We start from the raw sequence: 15,725 nt of genomic DNA, 5'->3' as shown, positions 1-15,725 counted from the left end.
GGAAGGAAGTAAATTATTATGGCTATACAAGCACCTAAAGGTACTAAAGATATATTACCTACGGAGTCTTATAAGTGGCACTATTTAGAAAATAAGTTTAAAAATATAGCTGATTCTTATGGATATAGGGAAATAAGGACACCTGTATTTGAATATACCGAACTTTTTCAAAGGGGAGTAGGGGAGACTACAGATGTAGTACAAAAAGAAATGTATACTTTTGAGGATAGAGCAGGCAGAAGTCTTACATTGAAACCCGAAGGTACATCGCCGGCAGTAAGGGCTTTTGTGGAAAGTAGTTTGTACAATGAAGCACAGCCTACAAAATTATTTTATTTTACACCGGTGTTAAGATATGAAAATGTTCAAAAAGGAAGACTTAGAGAACACCACCAATTTGGTATAGAAGCTTTTGGCTCTAGAGAGGCTTCATTAGATGCAGAGGTAATAAGTTTAGCCATGAGAATTTATAAAGAACTTGGCGTAAAGGGAGTAGAACTAAATATAAACAGCATAGGATGTTCTGAGTGTAGAAAAGAATATAATGATGTATTAAAAGCTTTTTTATCTGAAAAATATGACCATATATGTGAAACCTGTAAAACCAGATTTCATAAGAATCCCATGAGAATACTTGATTGTAAGGTAGATAGCTGCAAGAAAATAGTTAAAGGTGCACCCTTAATGCTTGATCATCTATGTAATGAATGCAAAGAGCATTTTGAGAGCCTTAAAGTATACCTGAAAGGTCTTGGGATAGAATATAAAATAAACCCGCTGATAGTTAGGGGACTTGATTATTACAGCAAAACTGTATTTGAAATAATTAATAATAATATAACCATATGTGGCGGGGGAAGATATGATTACCTCATAGAGGAAGTTGGAGGTCCTAAAATGCCTGCTGTAGGCTTTGGTATGGGAATAGAAAGGACACTTCTTACACTGAATGAAAATGGTATAGAAATACCTGAACTCCCTTATATAGATTTATATGTAGGAGCAATGGGAGACAGCGCAAAAATACAGGCTCTAAACCTGGTAAATAAGTTAAGGGAAAAAGGTTTAAGATGTGAATATGATCATATGAATAGAAGCGTAAAGGCAGAAATGAAGTATGCAAATAAGATAAATGCAAGATTTACAGTTATATTAGGAGAAAATGAGATTCAATCAGGCACTGCTAATTTCAAGAGAATGGCAGATGGACAGCAGTTTGAAATTAGTTTAGAAGATTTAGATGCAATTTTAGGTTTAACAACAAATAATAATTAGGATAGGAGTTGAAAATCCATTATGTATTTATGAAAGTTATACATGATGGAGATAGAATATGGGAGAAGAATTAAAAAAACTTAAAAGAACCTGTATGTGTGGCGAATTAACAGAAAAAAATATAGGTGAAAAAATTACTGTTATGGGATGGGTCCAAAGGAAGAGAAATTTAGGGGGGCTTGTATTTGTAGATTTGAGAGACAGGACAGGAATACTTCAAATTGTATTTGGGGAAAAGATAGATAAAGAGGCTTTTGAAAAATCAGATAACGTAAAATCTGAATATTGTATAGCTGCAGTGGGAACCATTGTAAAAAGGGAATCCCCCAATTTTGAAATTCCTACTGGAATGGTAGAGTTAAAAGGGGAATACATAAGAATATTTTCCAAATCAGAAACTCCCCCTATATATATAAAAGAGAATTTGGACGCAGCTGAAAATATAAGGCTAAATTATAGATATTTGGATTTAAGAAGACCGGATATGCAGAAAGTATTTATGACAAGACATAAAACTGTCAAGATTATAAGAGACTTTTTAGATGAACAGGGCTTTTTAGAAATAGAAACTCCTATACTTGGAAAAAGTACTCCTGAAGGTGCCAGAGACTATCTTGTGCCAAGCAGAAACTATAAGGGAAAATATTATGCCCTTCCCCAGTCTCCTCAGCTGTTTAAACAGCTTTTAATGGTTTCGGGATATGATAGGTATTTTCAAATAGCTAAATGTTTTAGAGATGAGGATTTAAGGGCCAATAGGCAGCCGGAATTTACTCAGGTAGATATGGAACTTTCCTTTGTGGATGCAGAGGAAGTAATGGAACTAAATGAAAGGCTTATTAAAAGGGTATTTAAAGAGGTACTGGGTGTAGATGTAAATCTTCCTATAGAAAGAATGACCTATAAAACCGCTGTGGATAAATATGGAAGCGATAAACCTGATTTAAGGTTTGGCATGGAGATAAATGACATAAGTGAAATTGTTAAAGACATAGATTTTAAAATATTCCAAGATGCACTTGAAAGTGGAGGCTCTGTAAGGGCTATAAAAGTTTCAGGTTCTGGTGACATGGGGAGAAAACAAATTGACAAATTAGTTGAGTTTGTCAAAACTTATGGTGCAAAAGGACTTATATGGATAGCATATAAAAAAGATGGAATTAAATCTTCTATATCAAAATTTTTGACTGAAAAAGATACCCAAAGTATATTAAATAAAATGGAAGCAGTTCAAGGGGATTTAATTTTAATAGTAGGAGATAAAAACAAAGTTGTATTTGAAAGTTTGGGTGCACTTAGAAGCCATATGGCTAAGGAAACCGGCATACTGGAAGGAAATAACCAATTTAAATTTGTATGGATAACAGAATTTCCTCTTTTATCCTATAATGAAGAGGAGAATAGATATCAGGCAGAACATCATCCTTTTACTATGCCAATGGATGAAGACATACAGTATTTACAAAGCCATCCGGAAAAGGTAAGAGCTAAAGCCTATGACATAGTATTAAATGGAGAAGAACTGGGTGGAGGAAGTATAAGAATACATGATACAAAGCTCCAGGAAGAGATGTTTAAGGTAATTGGTATGGAAGAGGAAATTGCTTGGGATAAGTTTGGATATTTTCTAGAAGCACTTAAGTTTGGTCCACCGCCACATGGAGGTCTTGCTTATGGATTTGACAGAATGATAATGTTTTTGGCCAAAACTGATAATATTAAAGATGTTATAGCATTTCCTAAAAATCAAAATGCATTTTGTCCATTAACACAAGCACCTAATGTGGTAGATGAAATTCAATTAAAAGAACTTGGAATCAGTACGAAATAATGTAAAAAAATTTTTGGATTTATAATTAAATTGTGATATATAGTAAAGATAAATTTTAAAAAATGTAGTATAATAATATAGTAAAATAAATTATATTAACTGAGAAGTTTATGTTAGTTGAAAACTTAATATAAAGTAATAGTAATTCCTACTATGTACGTGGAATAAGTTAATGTTGGCTGAACATTTTATAAAAGGGAATCGGACTCTTTTTGTGGAATGAAACTCAATTTATTTTGAGCACAAGAAGCAAAAAGGAGATGCCCACCTGCTAAGAGCGGGTTCAATATAACTTATGCTGCGGCATGGTGGGGTTTTAATTTTTAATTATTTATAAGGGGATGACAAAATGGGATATGTATATATCATTTTAGCTGCTGTAACTTTTAGCACTATGGAAATAGCAGGTAAAGTGGTTTCTGATGTTATAAATCCGTTTCAATTGAATTTTTTAAGGTTTTTAATAGGTGGACTTATACTATTGCCACCCACTATTAAGGCACTTAAAGATAAGGGCATAAAATTAGATAGAAAAGATCTGTGCTATTTTATTATAAATGGTCTTTTATGTGTTGTAATTAGTATGTCTTTTTTTCAACTGGCCATAGTGTATACAAAGGCATCTACTGTAGCTATAATATTTAGTACAAACCCTATATTTACCATTCCTTTTGCGTACTTAATTTTAAAAGAGGATTTAAATAAAGCTACAATTGCTTCTTTGATATTAAGTTTAATTGGAATAGTATGTATTTTAAATCCATTTGCAGCAGGCCATAGTGGAAGTGTTAAAGGCATAATCTTATGTATAGTGGCAGCCCTTACATTTTCAATATACAGCGTAATAGGCAAAATGAAGTCCTCCAGATATGGAAGTATAGCTATGAATTGTTTAACATTTTTAGCCGGGGACATTATAATGTTTGTATTAATATGTATTTCTAAACTTTCAATACTTAAAGGTGCAGTTTCAAATAGCAGTTTTGCCATTTTATCAGATATTCCTATGTTTCAGGGAATAAATGCTCACAATGTATTTACTATAATTTATTTAGGTGTAGTTGTAACAGGTCTTGGGTACCTTTTTTACTTTCTTGCCATGGACAAAACCTCTGCAACTACTGCATCTGTAGTATTTTTCATTAAGCCAGCCCTTGCTCCTATTCTGGCATTAATAATATTGAAGGAAAGTATACCTTTTAATACTATAATGGGTATATTGTTTATATTATTTGGCTCCCTCGTAACATTTACACAAAAAAAGAATAAGCCTTCAATGCAGCTGGAAGATGAAGTTAAAGTAGATCATTGAAACTTTTAGAAGGTTTCAATGATTTACTTTAACTTTTCTTTTAAAGAATCTATTGATTCAAGTACTTCTTCTCGAGGTAGATTTCCACTGTTAAGTTCGCTGTCACTTTTAACAAGTAATCTTTCATAAAATTCTATGGCATTTTTCAAGCAGTCTTTAGAAAAACCAGTATCTTGCAGCATTTCATATATTATATTTTCAGCCTTGTCATAAGTCCCGGTTTTTACGTAATATTCTATTAGTCTATTTTCAAGTTCAGAGGATAACTTATATTGAGAGATTTTATATATAATAGAGTCTATATCTGAAAAATAGCCTTCTAAATCGCAGTGGTTATCTTCAGTAAGATAGGCATTTAAAAATAGATTCAAAGACTTTTCATATATATAAAAAGCATCTTCTGTTTTATTTTGGACTTCTAAAATATTAGCTTCTTCTTCTAATAATTTAGCCATCATTATGTATTTATCCGAGTTTATGGTACCATCACTTTTTATTATTTCAATTAGATTTTCCGTGGAAAAAGAATTGAAAAATTTTATACTGAGTCTAAATATGTCCTTAAAGGCATCATCTATTAAATCTAAGGCATTTTCATAGTCATTCTTATCTCTGCAATGAATTATTTTTTCTAATAACTCATTGAATTTTTTCATTAATTCTGCGGTTATACTTCTTTTTAACATAACTAAAACCTCCAAAAATTTTCACACAAAATGTAATAACACATAATATATTAACACATACATTATACTAAAAAAACAACTTATTTACTACAAGGGAGGCATATCTGTGTGCTGTCTATTCTAAAATATTAAAAAACCAATAATAAGTATTGAATATAAATATTACATGTGGTATTATTGAATATATTACATATAGTTTTGATAACTACATATAATAATATACATATTCAAAAATTAAAGGAGTGATTCCATTTGTACAACGAATTAAAATTATATACAAAGGGAGAAGAGATAGCAAATGCTATAACTCATGGTATAGGAACCCTTTTGTCAATAGCAGGTATGGTACTTTTAATTGTGTTTTCAAGCAAGATGGGGGATAAATGGTATGTACTAAGCTACACAATATATGGAATTTCCATGTTCATATTATATTTGGGCTCTACTTTATATCACAGCATAACCAATTCAAAAGCTAAAAGAGTTTTTAGAATAATTGACCACTCATCTATTTATCTTTTAATAGCTGGAACCTACACTCCTTTTACTTTAACAATTTTAAGAGATTCTGTAGGATGGCTGATATTTTGGATAGTATGGATTCTAGCCGTTTTAGGGATAATAATGAAAGTGTTTTGGGTAGGTAAATATGATGTTTTATCTACCTTGTTATATATTTTTATGGGATGGATAATAATTTTCGCCATAAAAATACTTTTGGTAATGTTGTCTCCAGCAGCAATAATTCTTTTAGTTTCTGGTGGAATTATATATACTGTAGGTGCTGTTTTATACATGCTTAATAAAATACCCTATAATCATGCTATATGGCACCTTTTCGTCATAGGTGGAACTGCATGCCATTTTTTCTGTGTACTTTTATATCTATTCCCAGCATCATAATTTATATACTTAAATTTTATTAATTAAATTAAAGTTTCAGCAAATATTAAAAGGAGTATACACATATTGTGTAGAATATATAAACTATTAAGTCTAATTTATTTGTAGGTGATAATAGTTATGAGTGAAAATAATATTTTTGGATTCCATTCTTCATTTTACTATTTCGGATTGGAACACTTAGTTTTAAATATGTATAATTATGTGAGGGACGGTATTAGTAAAAATGAAAAAATATATGTGTGTATGGCTCCTAAAGTATACCGTGAATTGATGAAATATGTGTTAGATACATATGAATGCACTGATATAGAAAATTTTAGTGCAAGTAAAATAATTAACTGTTATAAAGAATTAAGACCAGATGAAGTAAAATTAAAATTTTCAAGACATATAGATGAGATTAATAAAGATGGTTATAAGGCTGTAAGATTTATAGTACAAACTGACTATATGATTTTAAGTACATCCAGGGAAGATTTTCTAAATTTTAATAGAGCTATGTTAAATATAATTTCAGGACTGAGAGCTTCTTTTATGTGTCTATATGATTTTGAGGATTATCTAAATGCTAAGCATACCATAGATGATAAAGTTATTTTAGAATCTTATAAGATACATCCTTATAGGCTGTATAACGGAAAGCTGCAAAATTGGTATAAACTATCACATTCAAAATAATCCTAGTGTAATAACTAGGATTATTTTGAGTTAAAATTTTAAATAAAAATTCATTAAATTTATGGGAGCTATTACATATGGGAGTTACCATATCATCAAGGCAGTATAAGTTTAACCTTAAATAATAAAAATTATGCATTTGAATTTTCAGTAATCAAGTGATTCTTATTATAAGTAACATAATAGAATTATTTTAATAGTATATATTAGACAAGTTATATCTTGTTTGTTAAATCCTTTGTTTTTATGTTACATAAAAACAAAGGAGGTGTTATTGTGAAGAACCCATATGATTATTGTTATGAAAATATTCACATTGATTTAAAATCTTGTAAGTATTTAGGAAAAGGCCATAGTGGGCAAGTGTATTTGATGCCTAATGGACAAGTTTTAAAGATATTTAATAACTCCCAGAGGTGTAAAGAAGAGTTTGATATATTAAAATCAGTAGAAGGAAGCCCTCATTTCCCTAAAGCTTATGATATGGGAAAATATCATATTATAAGGGAATATGTGGGTGGAATGAATGTGGAGGATTATCTTATAAAGTATGGTTTGAGCAAATCTTTTGTCATAAAAGTAGCAGAGTTAGTTGATGACATGAAAAAATTAGGCTTTACTAAATTAGAAATGAGATTTCCTCATTTATTTGTTCAAGAAGATGGAACACTTATGCTGATAGATCCAAGAAAAAGTTATGAACAAAATATACCTTATCCAAAATCTTTTTTTAAAAGATTAAGGAAAATGGGACTTATAAAACAATTTATGCAAATATTAAATGAAGAGAGACCAGATATGAATTTTGGAATTGATTATAATAAAAGAATATAAGTAAAGAGAGGCTGCAATTGCAGCCTCTCTTTGAAAAATCACTGCCATGTGCAATTGATATAAGACATCAATAATTTATTAAAATACTAAGTAAATTATTAAAAAGGTTATTGACAATTTAATAGAATGGTAATAATATTATTAAATAATGATAAATTTAATAATGTATTTAATTTATTGTTATAACATGACTCTTCTAAATGATATAACTCATAATATATCTCGAAAATTTATTTAGACGCCTTTATTTTGAAGCTTTCAAAATAAAGGCGTTCTTTCAAAATATGTTGAATTCATTTGTGAAATAATATGGAGGTGTGTGGTAAACTATGACAATAAATTGTGAAAATATAAGGACTTTACCATATGCAAACAAGTTAAAAATTGTAGCAGGAAAGAAAGGCATGGAAAGAAGTATAAAATGGGTGCATTTTATGGAAAATCCCGGATACATACGTTGGCTAAAGGGTGGAGAATTAATTTTAATAACTGGAATACTTATAAAAGATAATGAAGATACCCTTTATAAGTTAATCCAAGATTTAAATTCTAAGAATATAGCAGGACTTGTTATAAATGTGGGACCTTATATTTCAAGTACTCCTAAAAAGATAATAGAACTTGCGGACTTGTTAAATTTTCCAATATTTGAGCTGCCGTTTCAAGTAAGATTAATAGATATAAGTCAGAGTATATGCAAGGCCATTTTTATGGATAAAATGGAACAAGAGTCAATGAATAGTTTTATGAGAAGCGTTATTTTTGGAGATTCAAACTATGACCAGGATGAGGTGAATAAAGCTAAATTCTATAAGTATAATCCAAATAAAACTTACTGCTCAATGGTAATATCCATGGACAATTTTGTAAATATTGTTAAACATGAGGGCATTTGGAATGAAGATATGGAGTTTAGGACAAGACAACAGCTTGAACAGATTATAATAAATATAATGCATAAATTAAATAAAAAATATATTAGTATAACTGAAGATACTTTTGTTATAGTTATGTTTCCTGTAGAAGATGATGAAAAAGATAAAATAAATTTGATTGCAGAAGAAATACTTGATAATGTAAATTTAAAAATAAAAGGACTTAAAATAAGTATTGGCATTGGAAGCTGCTGGAAGCAGCTGAAAGATCTGAGAGGCAGTGTAGATAAGGCACAAAATGCTTTAAAGGTGTTAAAGGTAAGCAAGAATAAAATATGCAATTATAAGGATATTGGCATGTATAGACTGCTGTTTCAGATGGATAAAGAAGATGAAATGAAAGAACTATGTGAAGAAATACTAGGGGAGCTTATAAGGTACGACAATAAAAATTCTACAAGTCTAGTTGAAACCTTAGAAGTTTATATGGACGAAAACTGTAACTTAGTACAAGCAGCAGATGAACTTTTCATCCATAAAAATACTTTAAAATATAGAATTAAGAGAATAGAAGAAATATCAAATTGTGATCTTAGAAATATTGACCATCTGTTCAGTTTTAACATAGCTTTTAAAATAAGAAAATTCTTGGCATGTATAAAGTAAACAAATAGTGCATTATATAATTGTCCCTTTTATACATATGAATATATATGATAATGTGTTAAATTATATATAATATATTTATTAAATCAATAAATTATAAGTTTAAATATGAAAATATATTAATTCATCATAAAATGTATTGGGGGAGTCAAAATGATTGAGGAAAAAAGTGCAAAAATTGTAACTGAAATACCTGGACCTAAATCTAAAGAACTTATTAAAAAGAGAGAAAAATATGTGGCTGCAGGAGTAGGCTGCTCGGCGCCTATATTTGTAGAAGAGGCTAAAGGTGCACTTATAAAAGATATAGATGGAAATGTATTTGTTGATTTTGCAGGGGCTATAGGAGTGCAAAATATTGGACATAGAGATGAAGGAGTGGTAGAAGCTGTAAAAGCCCAGCTTGATAAATATATACATCCTTGTTTCCATGTAAATATGTATGAACCGTATATTTCTCTGGCAGAGAAACTTGTAGAAGTTACCCCAGGAAGCCATGCTAAAAAAGCTATGTTTGCAAACAGCGGAGCGGAAGCAGTGGAAAATGCTATTAAAATAGCTAGAGCATATACCAAAAAGTCAGGTATAATTTCTCTTTGGGGATCTTTTCACGGTAGAACTAATATGACAATGTCTATAACAAGTAAATACAGGCCTTATAAAGATGGCTTTGGGCCATTTTCTACACAAACTTATAAGACAGAAGGAGCATATTGTTATAGATGTCCCCTTGGATGTAAATATCCTGAATGTGGTATAGCCTGTGCTGAGAAACTTAGAACTACGTTAAAAACTGTAAACTCTAAAGAGCAGATAGCTTGCCTAATAGCAGAACCAGTGCAAGGTGAAGGGGGATTTATAGTACCTCCAAAAGAATATTTTAAAGTTATTCAGGAAATATGTAATGAAAATGATATAGTATTTATTATTGATGAAGTACAAGCTGGCTTTGGAAGAACTGGAAAATTATTTGCCCATGAGCATTTTGGTGTAGAGGCAGATATTATAACAATGTCCAAATCCATAGCAAACGGCCTTCCTCTAAGTGCAGTTGTAGGCAGGGCAGAAATTATGGATGCTGCTTGTGTTGGAGGTATTGGAGGTACTTATTCAGGAAGTCCTTTAGGTTGTGTTGCAGCACTTAAAGTTATAGAAAAAATAGAAAAGGATAACCTTTGTCATAGAGCTGATGAAGTTGGAAAGTATATTATAGGAAGGCTCAGTCATATGCAGGAAAAATATGATGTAATAGGTGATATAAGAGGACTTGGGGCAATGATAGGAGTGGAATTTGTAAAGGATAAAGTTACAAAAGAGCCTTATGCAGATTTAGTTAAGAAGATCACAGCATACTGTTTTAAACATGGAGTAATATTTTTAAATGCAGGACTGTTAGGTAATGTAATCAGATTTTTACCGCCTCTTGTAATAACCAAGGAACAGTTAAAATGTGGCATGGATGTACTTGAAGATGCAATTAAAAGTGAATTAGGAGCAAAAAGTGAAGGATGTAAAAGTGTAGTTTAAATGATATATGTTTAGTCTATGTAAAAATTGCTATCTAAAAAACTCTATATATAATCAAAAATAAGTCAGCAGGTCATTCTGCTGATTTATTTTTGCTATTATGCTATAATAATCTAAAATATAATATGTAAAGGAGATTTTGTTATGAATTGGTTCTCAAACTTAAAGATTTTTAAAAAATTAATGTTATCCTTTATGGTAATGGTATTATTTACATGTTTGGTTGGAATTGTATCTATAAATAAAATAGGAAAAGTAAATTTAAGCTTAGACAACATGTATAATTTAAACTTAAAGGGGACAAACGTTCTTCAAGAACTAAAGACAAATTTAATGGGGGCCAGGGCAGATATGCTTGTTATACTGGATCCAATTAATAAGGGTAGTTTAAATACCGTTGTTAATGATATTAATAACTTGAAAGAAAGGAATGAAAAACTCCAAACAGAATATAAATCTACCATTGTAAGTGACAAGGATAAACAGTTGTATGCAGAATTTCAACAATATTTGGAAAGCTGGAGAAATTCTCGAGAAAAGTACATAACTCTTATAAAACAGGGAGATTATCAAAATGGTAGAGTAGAATTTCAAAAAACAGAGACATATAGAACAAAAATGTTTTCTGTACTTGATAAGTACATATCTCTAAAAGTAAATGCAGCTGGAGTTGATTACAATAATGGAGTTAAGCAATATGAATCTTCTTTTATATTTTTAATTATAATAATTTTAGTCAGTGCACTTTTGTCTATAGGCCTTGGAGTTATTATATCCAATAATATTAATAGACCACTTTTAAAAATTAAAGAGTTAGTAGGTAAATTTTCCGAATTTGATTTTAGTTCAAATGTGAATATGGTAAGGGGAGATGAATTTGGAGAAGTTGCTGCAGCTCTTGACAAGGCTCAGAAAAATATAGTGGAGTTGGTGAAAAATATTATGGAAGACTCTGAGGATATGAGTAGTTCCAGTGAAGAATTGTTTGCAACAGCAGAGGAACTTTCATCTAAAGCACAGACTATAGATGGCTCATTAAAGGCTGTGGCAAACATTATACAGGAAACAAGTGCTGCATCTCAGCAGATAACTGCATCTATAGAGGAAGTGGATTCAAGTATAAATGAGCTGTCAGAGAAAGCTGCAGATGGAAGCGATAATTCCATACAGTCTAAACAGAGGGCAACTAAGGTAAGAAATGCAGGAAAAGCTGCTATAGAATATACAGAAAAAATATATGGAGAGAAGAAGAAAAACACCTTAAAGGCTATTGAAGATGGCAAAGTGGTAGAAAATATAAGACAAATGGCAGATACTATTGGAAGTATAGCAGAACAGACAAATTTGCTGGCGCTTAATGCAGCCATAGAAGCTGCAAGGGCAGGAGAACAGGGAAGAGGCTTTGCAGTGGTGGCAGAAGAAGTTAGAACCTTAGCAGAACAGTCATCAGAAGCAGTTATAGGTATTCAGGACACCATTATAAAGGTACAGGAAGCTTTTAAGAACATTTCTGAAAGCAGTAGGGAGATATTGGAATTTATAAATGAAAAGGTAAATCCTCAGTTTGAAACATTTGCAGGTATGGGAATGGAGTACTACAATGATTCAGATTTTGTAAGTAAAATGTCAGAAGAATTAGCATCTATGTCAGGGGAATTAGCAGCAACCATAGGCCAGGTAAGCGAAGCAGCACAAAATATGGCCTCTATGGCGCAAAAATCCTGGGAAAATACAGAGGTAATACAAAGCGGGGTTGATGAAACCACAAAAGCTGTAGGTCAGGTATCCCTAACAGCACAAAATCAGGCAGAACTAGCTCAAAAGCTGAATGAAAGGATACAGAAATTTAAAATTTAAGATGAAAAGAGTTTATAGTGTTTCAAGTAAACTATAAACTCTTTCTATTTTGTAAGAGAATATATGTCAGAAAATTCTATATCTATTCGTTCCACACTGGTTTTAAATAACATCTCATCATCAAGGATATCTGTGTCAATTATTTCTACAGGCAATTCTATAGAAAATTCACTTCCGGCTCCTTCTATGCTGGTAACATCTATTTTTCCATTATGCATTTCTACAAAGGATTTCACTAAATACAAACCTACACCGCTTCCTTCATGTTCCCTTGATAGGGAGCGGTTTGCCTGTCCGAAGCGTTGAAATATAATTTGCAGTTTATCTTCAGGAATTCCGTTACCATCATCTTTTACAGTAATCAGTACGGTTTTATCCCTGTCCTCTACATTTACATATATATGGCCTGCGGAGTGGGTATGTTTAAAGGCATTTGACAATAAATTCAGCATTATGCGTTCCATTTTATCGTGGTCAAAGGCCATAATTTTTTCTTCCACATTTGTGTCAAATATCAGCTCTATGTCTTTACTGTTTATATAAGAAGCTACAGATTGAGTTATATCTTCTACTACACTTACTATATCGCCATTTTGTTTGTTTATTTTAATAAATCCGGAATCTACCTTGGTTATATCCATTATGTTGTTTATTAATCTTATTAGTCTCAGACAATTTTGTTTCATGGTTTTTAAATAAGACCTGCACTTTATTATATCTTCATTATTGTATTTGTTTAAATATATCTCCATAGTTTGAATAGCTACATATATAACATTAACTGGAGTCTTGATTTCATGGGACATATTTATGAAAAAGTCCATTATAAGACTGTTAAACTCTTTAGTTTCATTTAACAATTTTAAATTTCTTTCTGCAGTATTTTTTAAAGTTTCCATTTGTTTTTCAGAAGTCAAGTCTAGAAGAAAAGTCAATATGACAGATTTTCCATCATAGATAAAAAATGAAGAAGTATTTCTTACAGTAATAACCCTGCCGCTGCAGTCCAGTATATTTTCTTCATCTATAATTGTAGATAACTTTTTATCTGCAATATTTGTGTATTTTTCTATAATTGAAGTTATTTGGTAAGCTGAGTAGTGACTGTATAATGACTTATCATTTAATCCTAGGGGGTTTTTATATCCTAGGAGCTTAGCAGCGCTTTCATTGGCATATATTATTTTTCCGTTTTCATGTACTATAATAGAATTTACAGAATTCTCAAACAACATGTGAAAGCATACTTCGTTTTTTAACAGAGAAAATTCAATATTTCTTCTTTTAATATTTTGTTCTTTCAACTTACAGTTTAATAGATTCAATTTGTCATCTTTATTTTTACTGTTTTCAGCTTCCATATCTACATAATATCCCAGTATCCAGGATATAAATATAAATATTCCTACCAATATTAAGTCTTTTTGGAAATACACATTTATATCGTTCACAGTAGGGGCGTATAGTAAATCTACTCCTAGTATAAAAAAAGAAGAAAAAAAAGCAGTTATAATTCCATATCTGGAGCCATATTGTATTACGCAAGCTAATATCAGTAGTAAAAACAGGTATTTATATTCATTCTGGTAAGAGTTAGATAAGTATATAGGCAGAGAGATTAATAATGTAAAACAAATAGTTTCAATTAACCAGGATTTTCTAAATACATTTGAGGACCTTTCCATTTTAATATTAATTATAAACCATAGTATACAAATTAATGCTATAATACCTGAAAGAATGGGTGAAGTATATAAATTAAAATCACCATTTTCTTTTATCTTCAGCTCAGCCCAATAATCAGGCAAATTAATGTATATAATCACAGCAATGAATATTATTATGGCTATTTTTATCATGGACAGCATAACAGAAATATTATCTGTAGTACGTTTCATAGATAAATCCTCCCATCATATCAATTGTATCTGGATTAAAAAGTAAAAACTACTAATTGGATAAATTAGTAATTCTTACTTAATACAGAGTTTGCTTAAATTTTATTTACTTTCTCAAACACTCAGGTTCTTCTGGTTGATACCAACCCCAGTTACATGCGGAAGCAGAAATGGTAAAAGCCATTAATGTACATATGAGAGTAGATAAGGTTATAAGTATTTTTATAAATTTAGTTTTCATTAATATTACTCCTTTCCATTATATATTTTAAAGCAAGATCTATCTTATTGAAAATTATTGTCCCTTTATTTGTTAGAGCAATGGATTGCCATAAAACTCCAAGGGTAATACTGTTTATAATTTTTAAACAGTAAATTTCAGAGGTTGTTTTGTAAAGTACAGAAAATACTGTTATCAGTACAGAAAACACTGACAATGTGATAATAGAATTCCTTTTAAATTTTTTTTTCATATTTATACTAGTAATAGGCTTTTTAGCACTGTCTACAGGAGCTTTCAAAACAATTATTACAAAAGCTATTATTATAAAAAGTATACTTAAAGCTAGTGTAGCTTTAAAAGAAAATCTATAAGAGAATCTATCAATTATAAGTCCGGCGGTGCCGGCTAAAGTAGTACCTATTATAATACATCGGTTAGGAGAAGAGGCATGTACTCCTCCAGAGTATTTTCTTAAAATACTTGCTGTGGTGGAAGATATAAGGGCTTCATAAAGTACACCTAAAATAAATCCTATAATTACAGTCCATAAAATAGAAAATATAATTTGGAGAAGGTTAATTGCACCATATACTATAATTTGTTCTCTATCCTTGTCTATGTTTAAGATATTCCTAGCATTTTTTCCAAGAGTCACTGCCAATTTTTCAGTTAGATACATTTTTACACCGTTGGCTCTTTCTTAGTACATAGCGTATTAACAGTACTATTAATAATAAAATTATCAGCGATGGAATGCCTAATAAACATTTTTTTATTGGAGCTGTAGTATTAATATTTACAGTAATGTTAAGAAAACTTAGTATTAGCATATTTAAAAATTCGCTTAATGAAAGTATTAAACACATAATTAGTGTACTATATATGGAAGCAATTATAGGAATCCCTGCAATTACCATAATACTTATGGTTAAAATAGTTATGATTATGGTATGTACTCCAAAATAGATGGGAAGGCTTCTTGTAAAAAAGGTAACTATGCCCATTATAATACTTAAAAGTATATATTTTTTTATATTAAGAGATTTTCTAGATATTATACTTATGCCCCAAATTACCAAAAACATTTCAGGAATAAGTCTTAAAAAAATTTCTATCCAATGAAGTTTAAGCATAAATTAAATCCTTTCCATAACTCA

At 30.5% G+C, this 15,725-nt stretch carries 14 protein-coding genes and 1 other RNA gene; 10 read left to right on the top strand and 5 right to left on the bottom strand.

From position 1 onward, the window contains the following. The first annotated feature begins 18 nt into the window (after positions 1-18). From hisS to ACJDU8_RS02130, 4 genes are all read left to right on the top strand, one after another. Positions 19-1,275, top strand: a complete 1,257-nt coding sequence (hisS, locus tag ACJDU8_RS02145; protein WP_406790502.1) for a histidine--tRNA ligase — start codon at positions 19-21, stop codon at positions 1,273-1,275. Positions 1,276-1,333: 58 nt separating this feature from the next. Beyond that, complete coding sequence (aspS, locus tag ACJDU8_RS02140) at positions 1,334-3,106, top strand: aspartate--tRNA ligase (protein ID WP_406790501.1); 1,773 nt, start codon at positions 1,334-1,336, stop codon at positions 3,104-3,106. Positions 3,107-3,248: 142 nt separating this feature from the next. After that, positions 3,249-3,425: non-coding RNA, 6S RNA (gene ssrS / locus ACJDU8_RS02135), on the top strand. Positions 3,426-3,455: 30 nt separating this feature from the next. Continuing rightward, positions 3,456-4,418, top strand: coding sequence for a DMT family transporter (locus tag ACJDU8_RS02130; RefSeq protein ID WP_406790500.1), 963 nt, complete (start codon positions 3,456-3,458; stop codon positions 4,416-4,418). 23 nt (positions 4,419-4,441) lie between these two features. Here ACJDU8_RS02130 and ACJDU8_RS02125 read toward each other — a convergent pair whose 3' ends face one another. Continuing rightward, positions 4,442-5,104 (bottom strand): DUF6483 family protein, encoded by a 663-nt coding sequence (locus ACJDU8_RS02125; protein ID WP_406790499.1) that lies wholly within the window; start codon positions 5,102-5,104, stop codon positions 4,442-4,444. Positions 5,105-5,356: 252 nt separating this feature from the next. On the opposite strand from ACJDU8_RS02125, the gene trhA reads away from it, so the two are divergent. The 6 genes from trhA (at position 5,357) to ACJDU8_RS02095 (ending at position 12,447) form a co-directional block, all read left to right on the top strand. Continuing rightward, positions 5,357-6,007, top strand: a complete 651-nt coding sequence (gene trhA / locus ACJDU8_RS02120; protein WP_406790498.1) for a PAQR family membrane homeostasis protein TrhA — start codon at positions 5,357-5,359, stop codon at positions 6,005-6,007. Between the two features lie 120 nt (positions 6,008-6,127). Further along, entirely contained in the window at positions 6,128-6,688 is a 561-nt protein-coding gene (locus ACJDU8_RS02115; RefSeq protein WP_406790497.1) for an MEDS domain-containing protein, read from the top strand. A 276-nt stretch (positions 6,689-6,964) separates the two neighbouring features. Then, the gene (locus ACJDU8_RS02110; RefSeq protein ID WP_406790496.1) at positions 6,965-7,522 is read left to right on the top strand and encodes a protein kinase; all 558 of its coding nucleotides are present in this window, start codon (positions 6,965-6,967) and stop codon (positions 7,520-7,522) included. A 329-nt stretch (positions 7,523-7,851) separates the two neighbouring features. Then, positions 7,852-9,063 (top strand): PucR family transcriptional regulator, encoded by a 1,212-nt coding sequence (locus ACJDU8_RS02105; RefSeq protein WP_406790495.1) that lies wholly within the window; start codon positions 7,852-7,854, stop codon positions 9,061-9,063. Positions 9,064-9,216: 153 nt separating this feature from the next. Beyond that, entirely contained in the window at positions 9,217-10,590 is a 1,374-nt protein-coding gene (gene gabT / locus ACJDU8_RS02100; protein ID WP_406790494.1) for a 4-aminobutyrate--2-oxoglutarate transaminase, read from the top strand. A 144-nt stretch (positions 10,591-10,734) separates the two neighbouring features. Next, on the top strand, positions 10,735-12,447 hold the full coding sequence (locus ACJDU8_RS02095) for a methyl-accepting chemotaxis protein (protein WP_406790493.1): 1,713 nt from the start codon (positions 10,735-10,737) through the stop codon (positions 12,445-12,447). Between the two features lie 44 nt (positions 12,448-12,491). Here ACJDU8_RS02095 and ACJDU8_RS02090 read toward each other — a convergent pair whose 3' ends face one another. From ACJDU8_RS02090 to ACJDU8_RS02075, 4 genes are all read right to left on the bottom strand, one after another. After that, on the bottom strand, positions 12,492-14,345 hold the full coding sequence (locus ACJDU8_RS02090; RefSeq protein WP_406790492.1) for an ATP-binding protein: 1,854 nt from the start codon (positions 14,343-14,345) through the stop codon (positions 12,492-12,494). A 106-nt stretch (positions 14,346-14,451) separates the two neighbouring features. Next, positions 14,452-14,586 (bottom strand): cyclic lactone autoinducer peptide, encoded by a 135-nt coding sequence (locus tag ACJDU8_RS02085; RefSeq protein ID WP_406790491.1) that lies wholly within the window; start codon positions 14,584-14,586, stop codon positions 14,452-14,454. Continuing rightward, positions 14,576-15,247 carry an accessory gene regulator ArgB-like protein gene (locus ACJDU8_RS02080; protein WP_406790490.1) on the bottom strand — a complete coding sequence of 224 codons (672 nt, stop codon included), beginning with the start codon at positions 15,245-15,247 and terminating at the stop codon, positions 14,576-14,578. The genes ACJDU8_RS02085 and ACJDU8_RS02080 overlap by 11 nt, the downstream gene beginning before the upstream one ends. Next, positions 15,234-15,701, bottom strand: coding sequence for a hypothetical protein (locus ACJDU8_RS02075; protein WP_406790489.1), 468 nt, complete (start codon positions 15,699-15,701; stop codon positions 15,234-15,236). The genes ACJDU8_RS02080 and ACJDU8_RS02075 overlap by 14 nt, the downstream gene beginning before the upstream one ends. Positions 15,702-15,725: the final 24 nt, after the last annotated feature.

The organism is Candidatus Clostridium eludens (assembly GCF_045310515.1).
Taxonomy (GTDB): Bacteria; Bacillota; Clostridia; order Clostridiales; family Clostridiaceae; genus Clostridium_B; species Clostridium_B eludens.
This window is presented reverse-complemented; position numbering and strand designations above follow the sequence as displayed.

Coding starts and splice junctions, on each gene's coding strand:
- hisS (WP_406790502.1), top strand. CDS start 19: ATGGCTATACAAGCACCTAAAGGTACTAAAGATATATTACCTACGGAG.
- aspS (WP_406790501.1), top strand. CDS start 1,334: ATGGGAGAAGAATTAAAAAAACTTAAAAGAACCTGTATGTGTGGCGAA.
- ACJDU8_RS02130 (WP_406790500.1), top strand. CDS start 3,456: ATGGGATATGTATATATCATTTTAGCTGCTGTAACTTTTAGCACTATG.
- ACJDU8_RS02125 (WP_406790499.1), bottom strand. CDS start 5,104: ATGTTAAAAAGAAGTATAACCGCAGAATTAATGAAAAAATTCAATGAG.
- ACJDU8_RS02115 (WP_406790497.1), top strand. CDS start 6,128: ATGAGTGAAAATAATATTTTTGGATTCCATTCTTCATTTTACTATTTC.
- ACJDU8_RS02105 (WP_406790495.1), top strand. CDS start 7,852: ATGACAATAAATTGTGAAAATATAAGGACTTTACCATATGCAAACAAG.
- gabT (WP_406790494.1), top strand. CDS start 9,217: ATGATTGAGGAAAAAAGTGCAAAAATTGTAACTGAAATACCTGGACCT.
- ACJDU8_RS02095 (WP_406790493.1), top strand. CDS start 10,735: ATGAATTGGTTCTCAAACTTAAAGATTTTTAAAAAATTAATGTTATCC.
- ACJDU8_RS02090 (WP_406790492.1), bottom strand. CDS start 14,345: ATGAAACGTACTACAGATAATATTTCTGTTATGCTGTCCATGATAAAA.
- ACJDU8_RS02085 (WP_406790491.1), bottom strand. CDS start 14,586: ATGAAAACTAAATTTATAAAAATACTTATAACCTTATCTACTCTCATA.
- ACJDU8_RS02080 (WP_406790490.1), bottom strand. CDS start 15,247: ATGTATCTAACTGAAAAATTGGCAGTGACTCTTGGAAAAAATGCTAGG.
- ACJDU8_RS02075 (WP_406790489.1), bottom strand. CDS start 15,701: ATGCTTAAACTTCATTGGATAGAAATTTTTTTAAGACTTATTCCTGAA.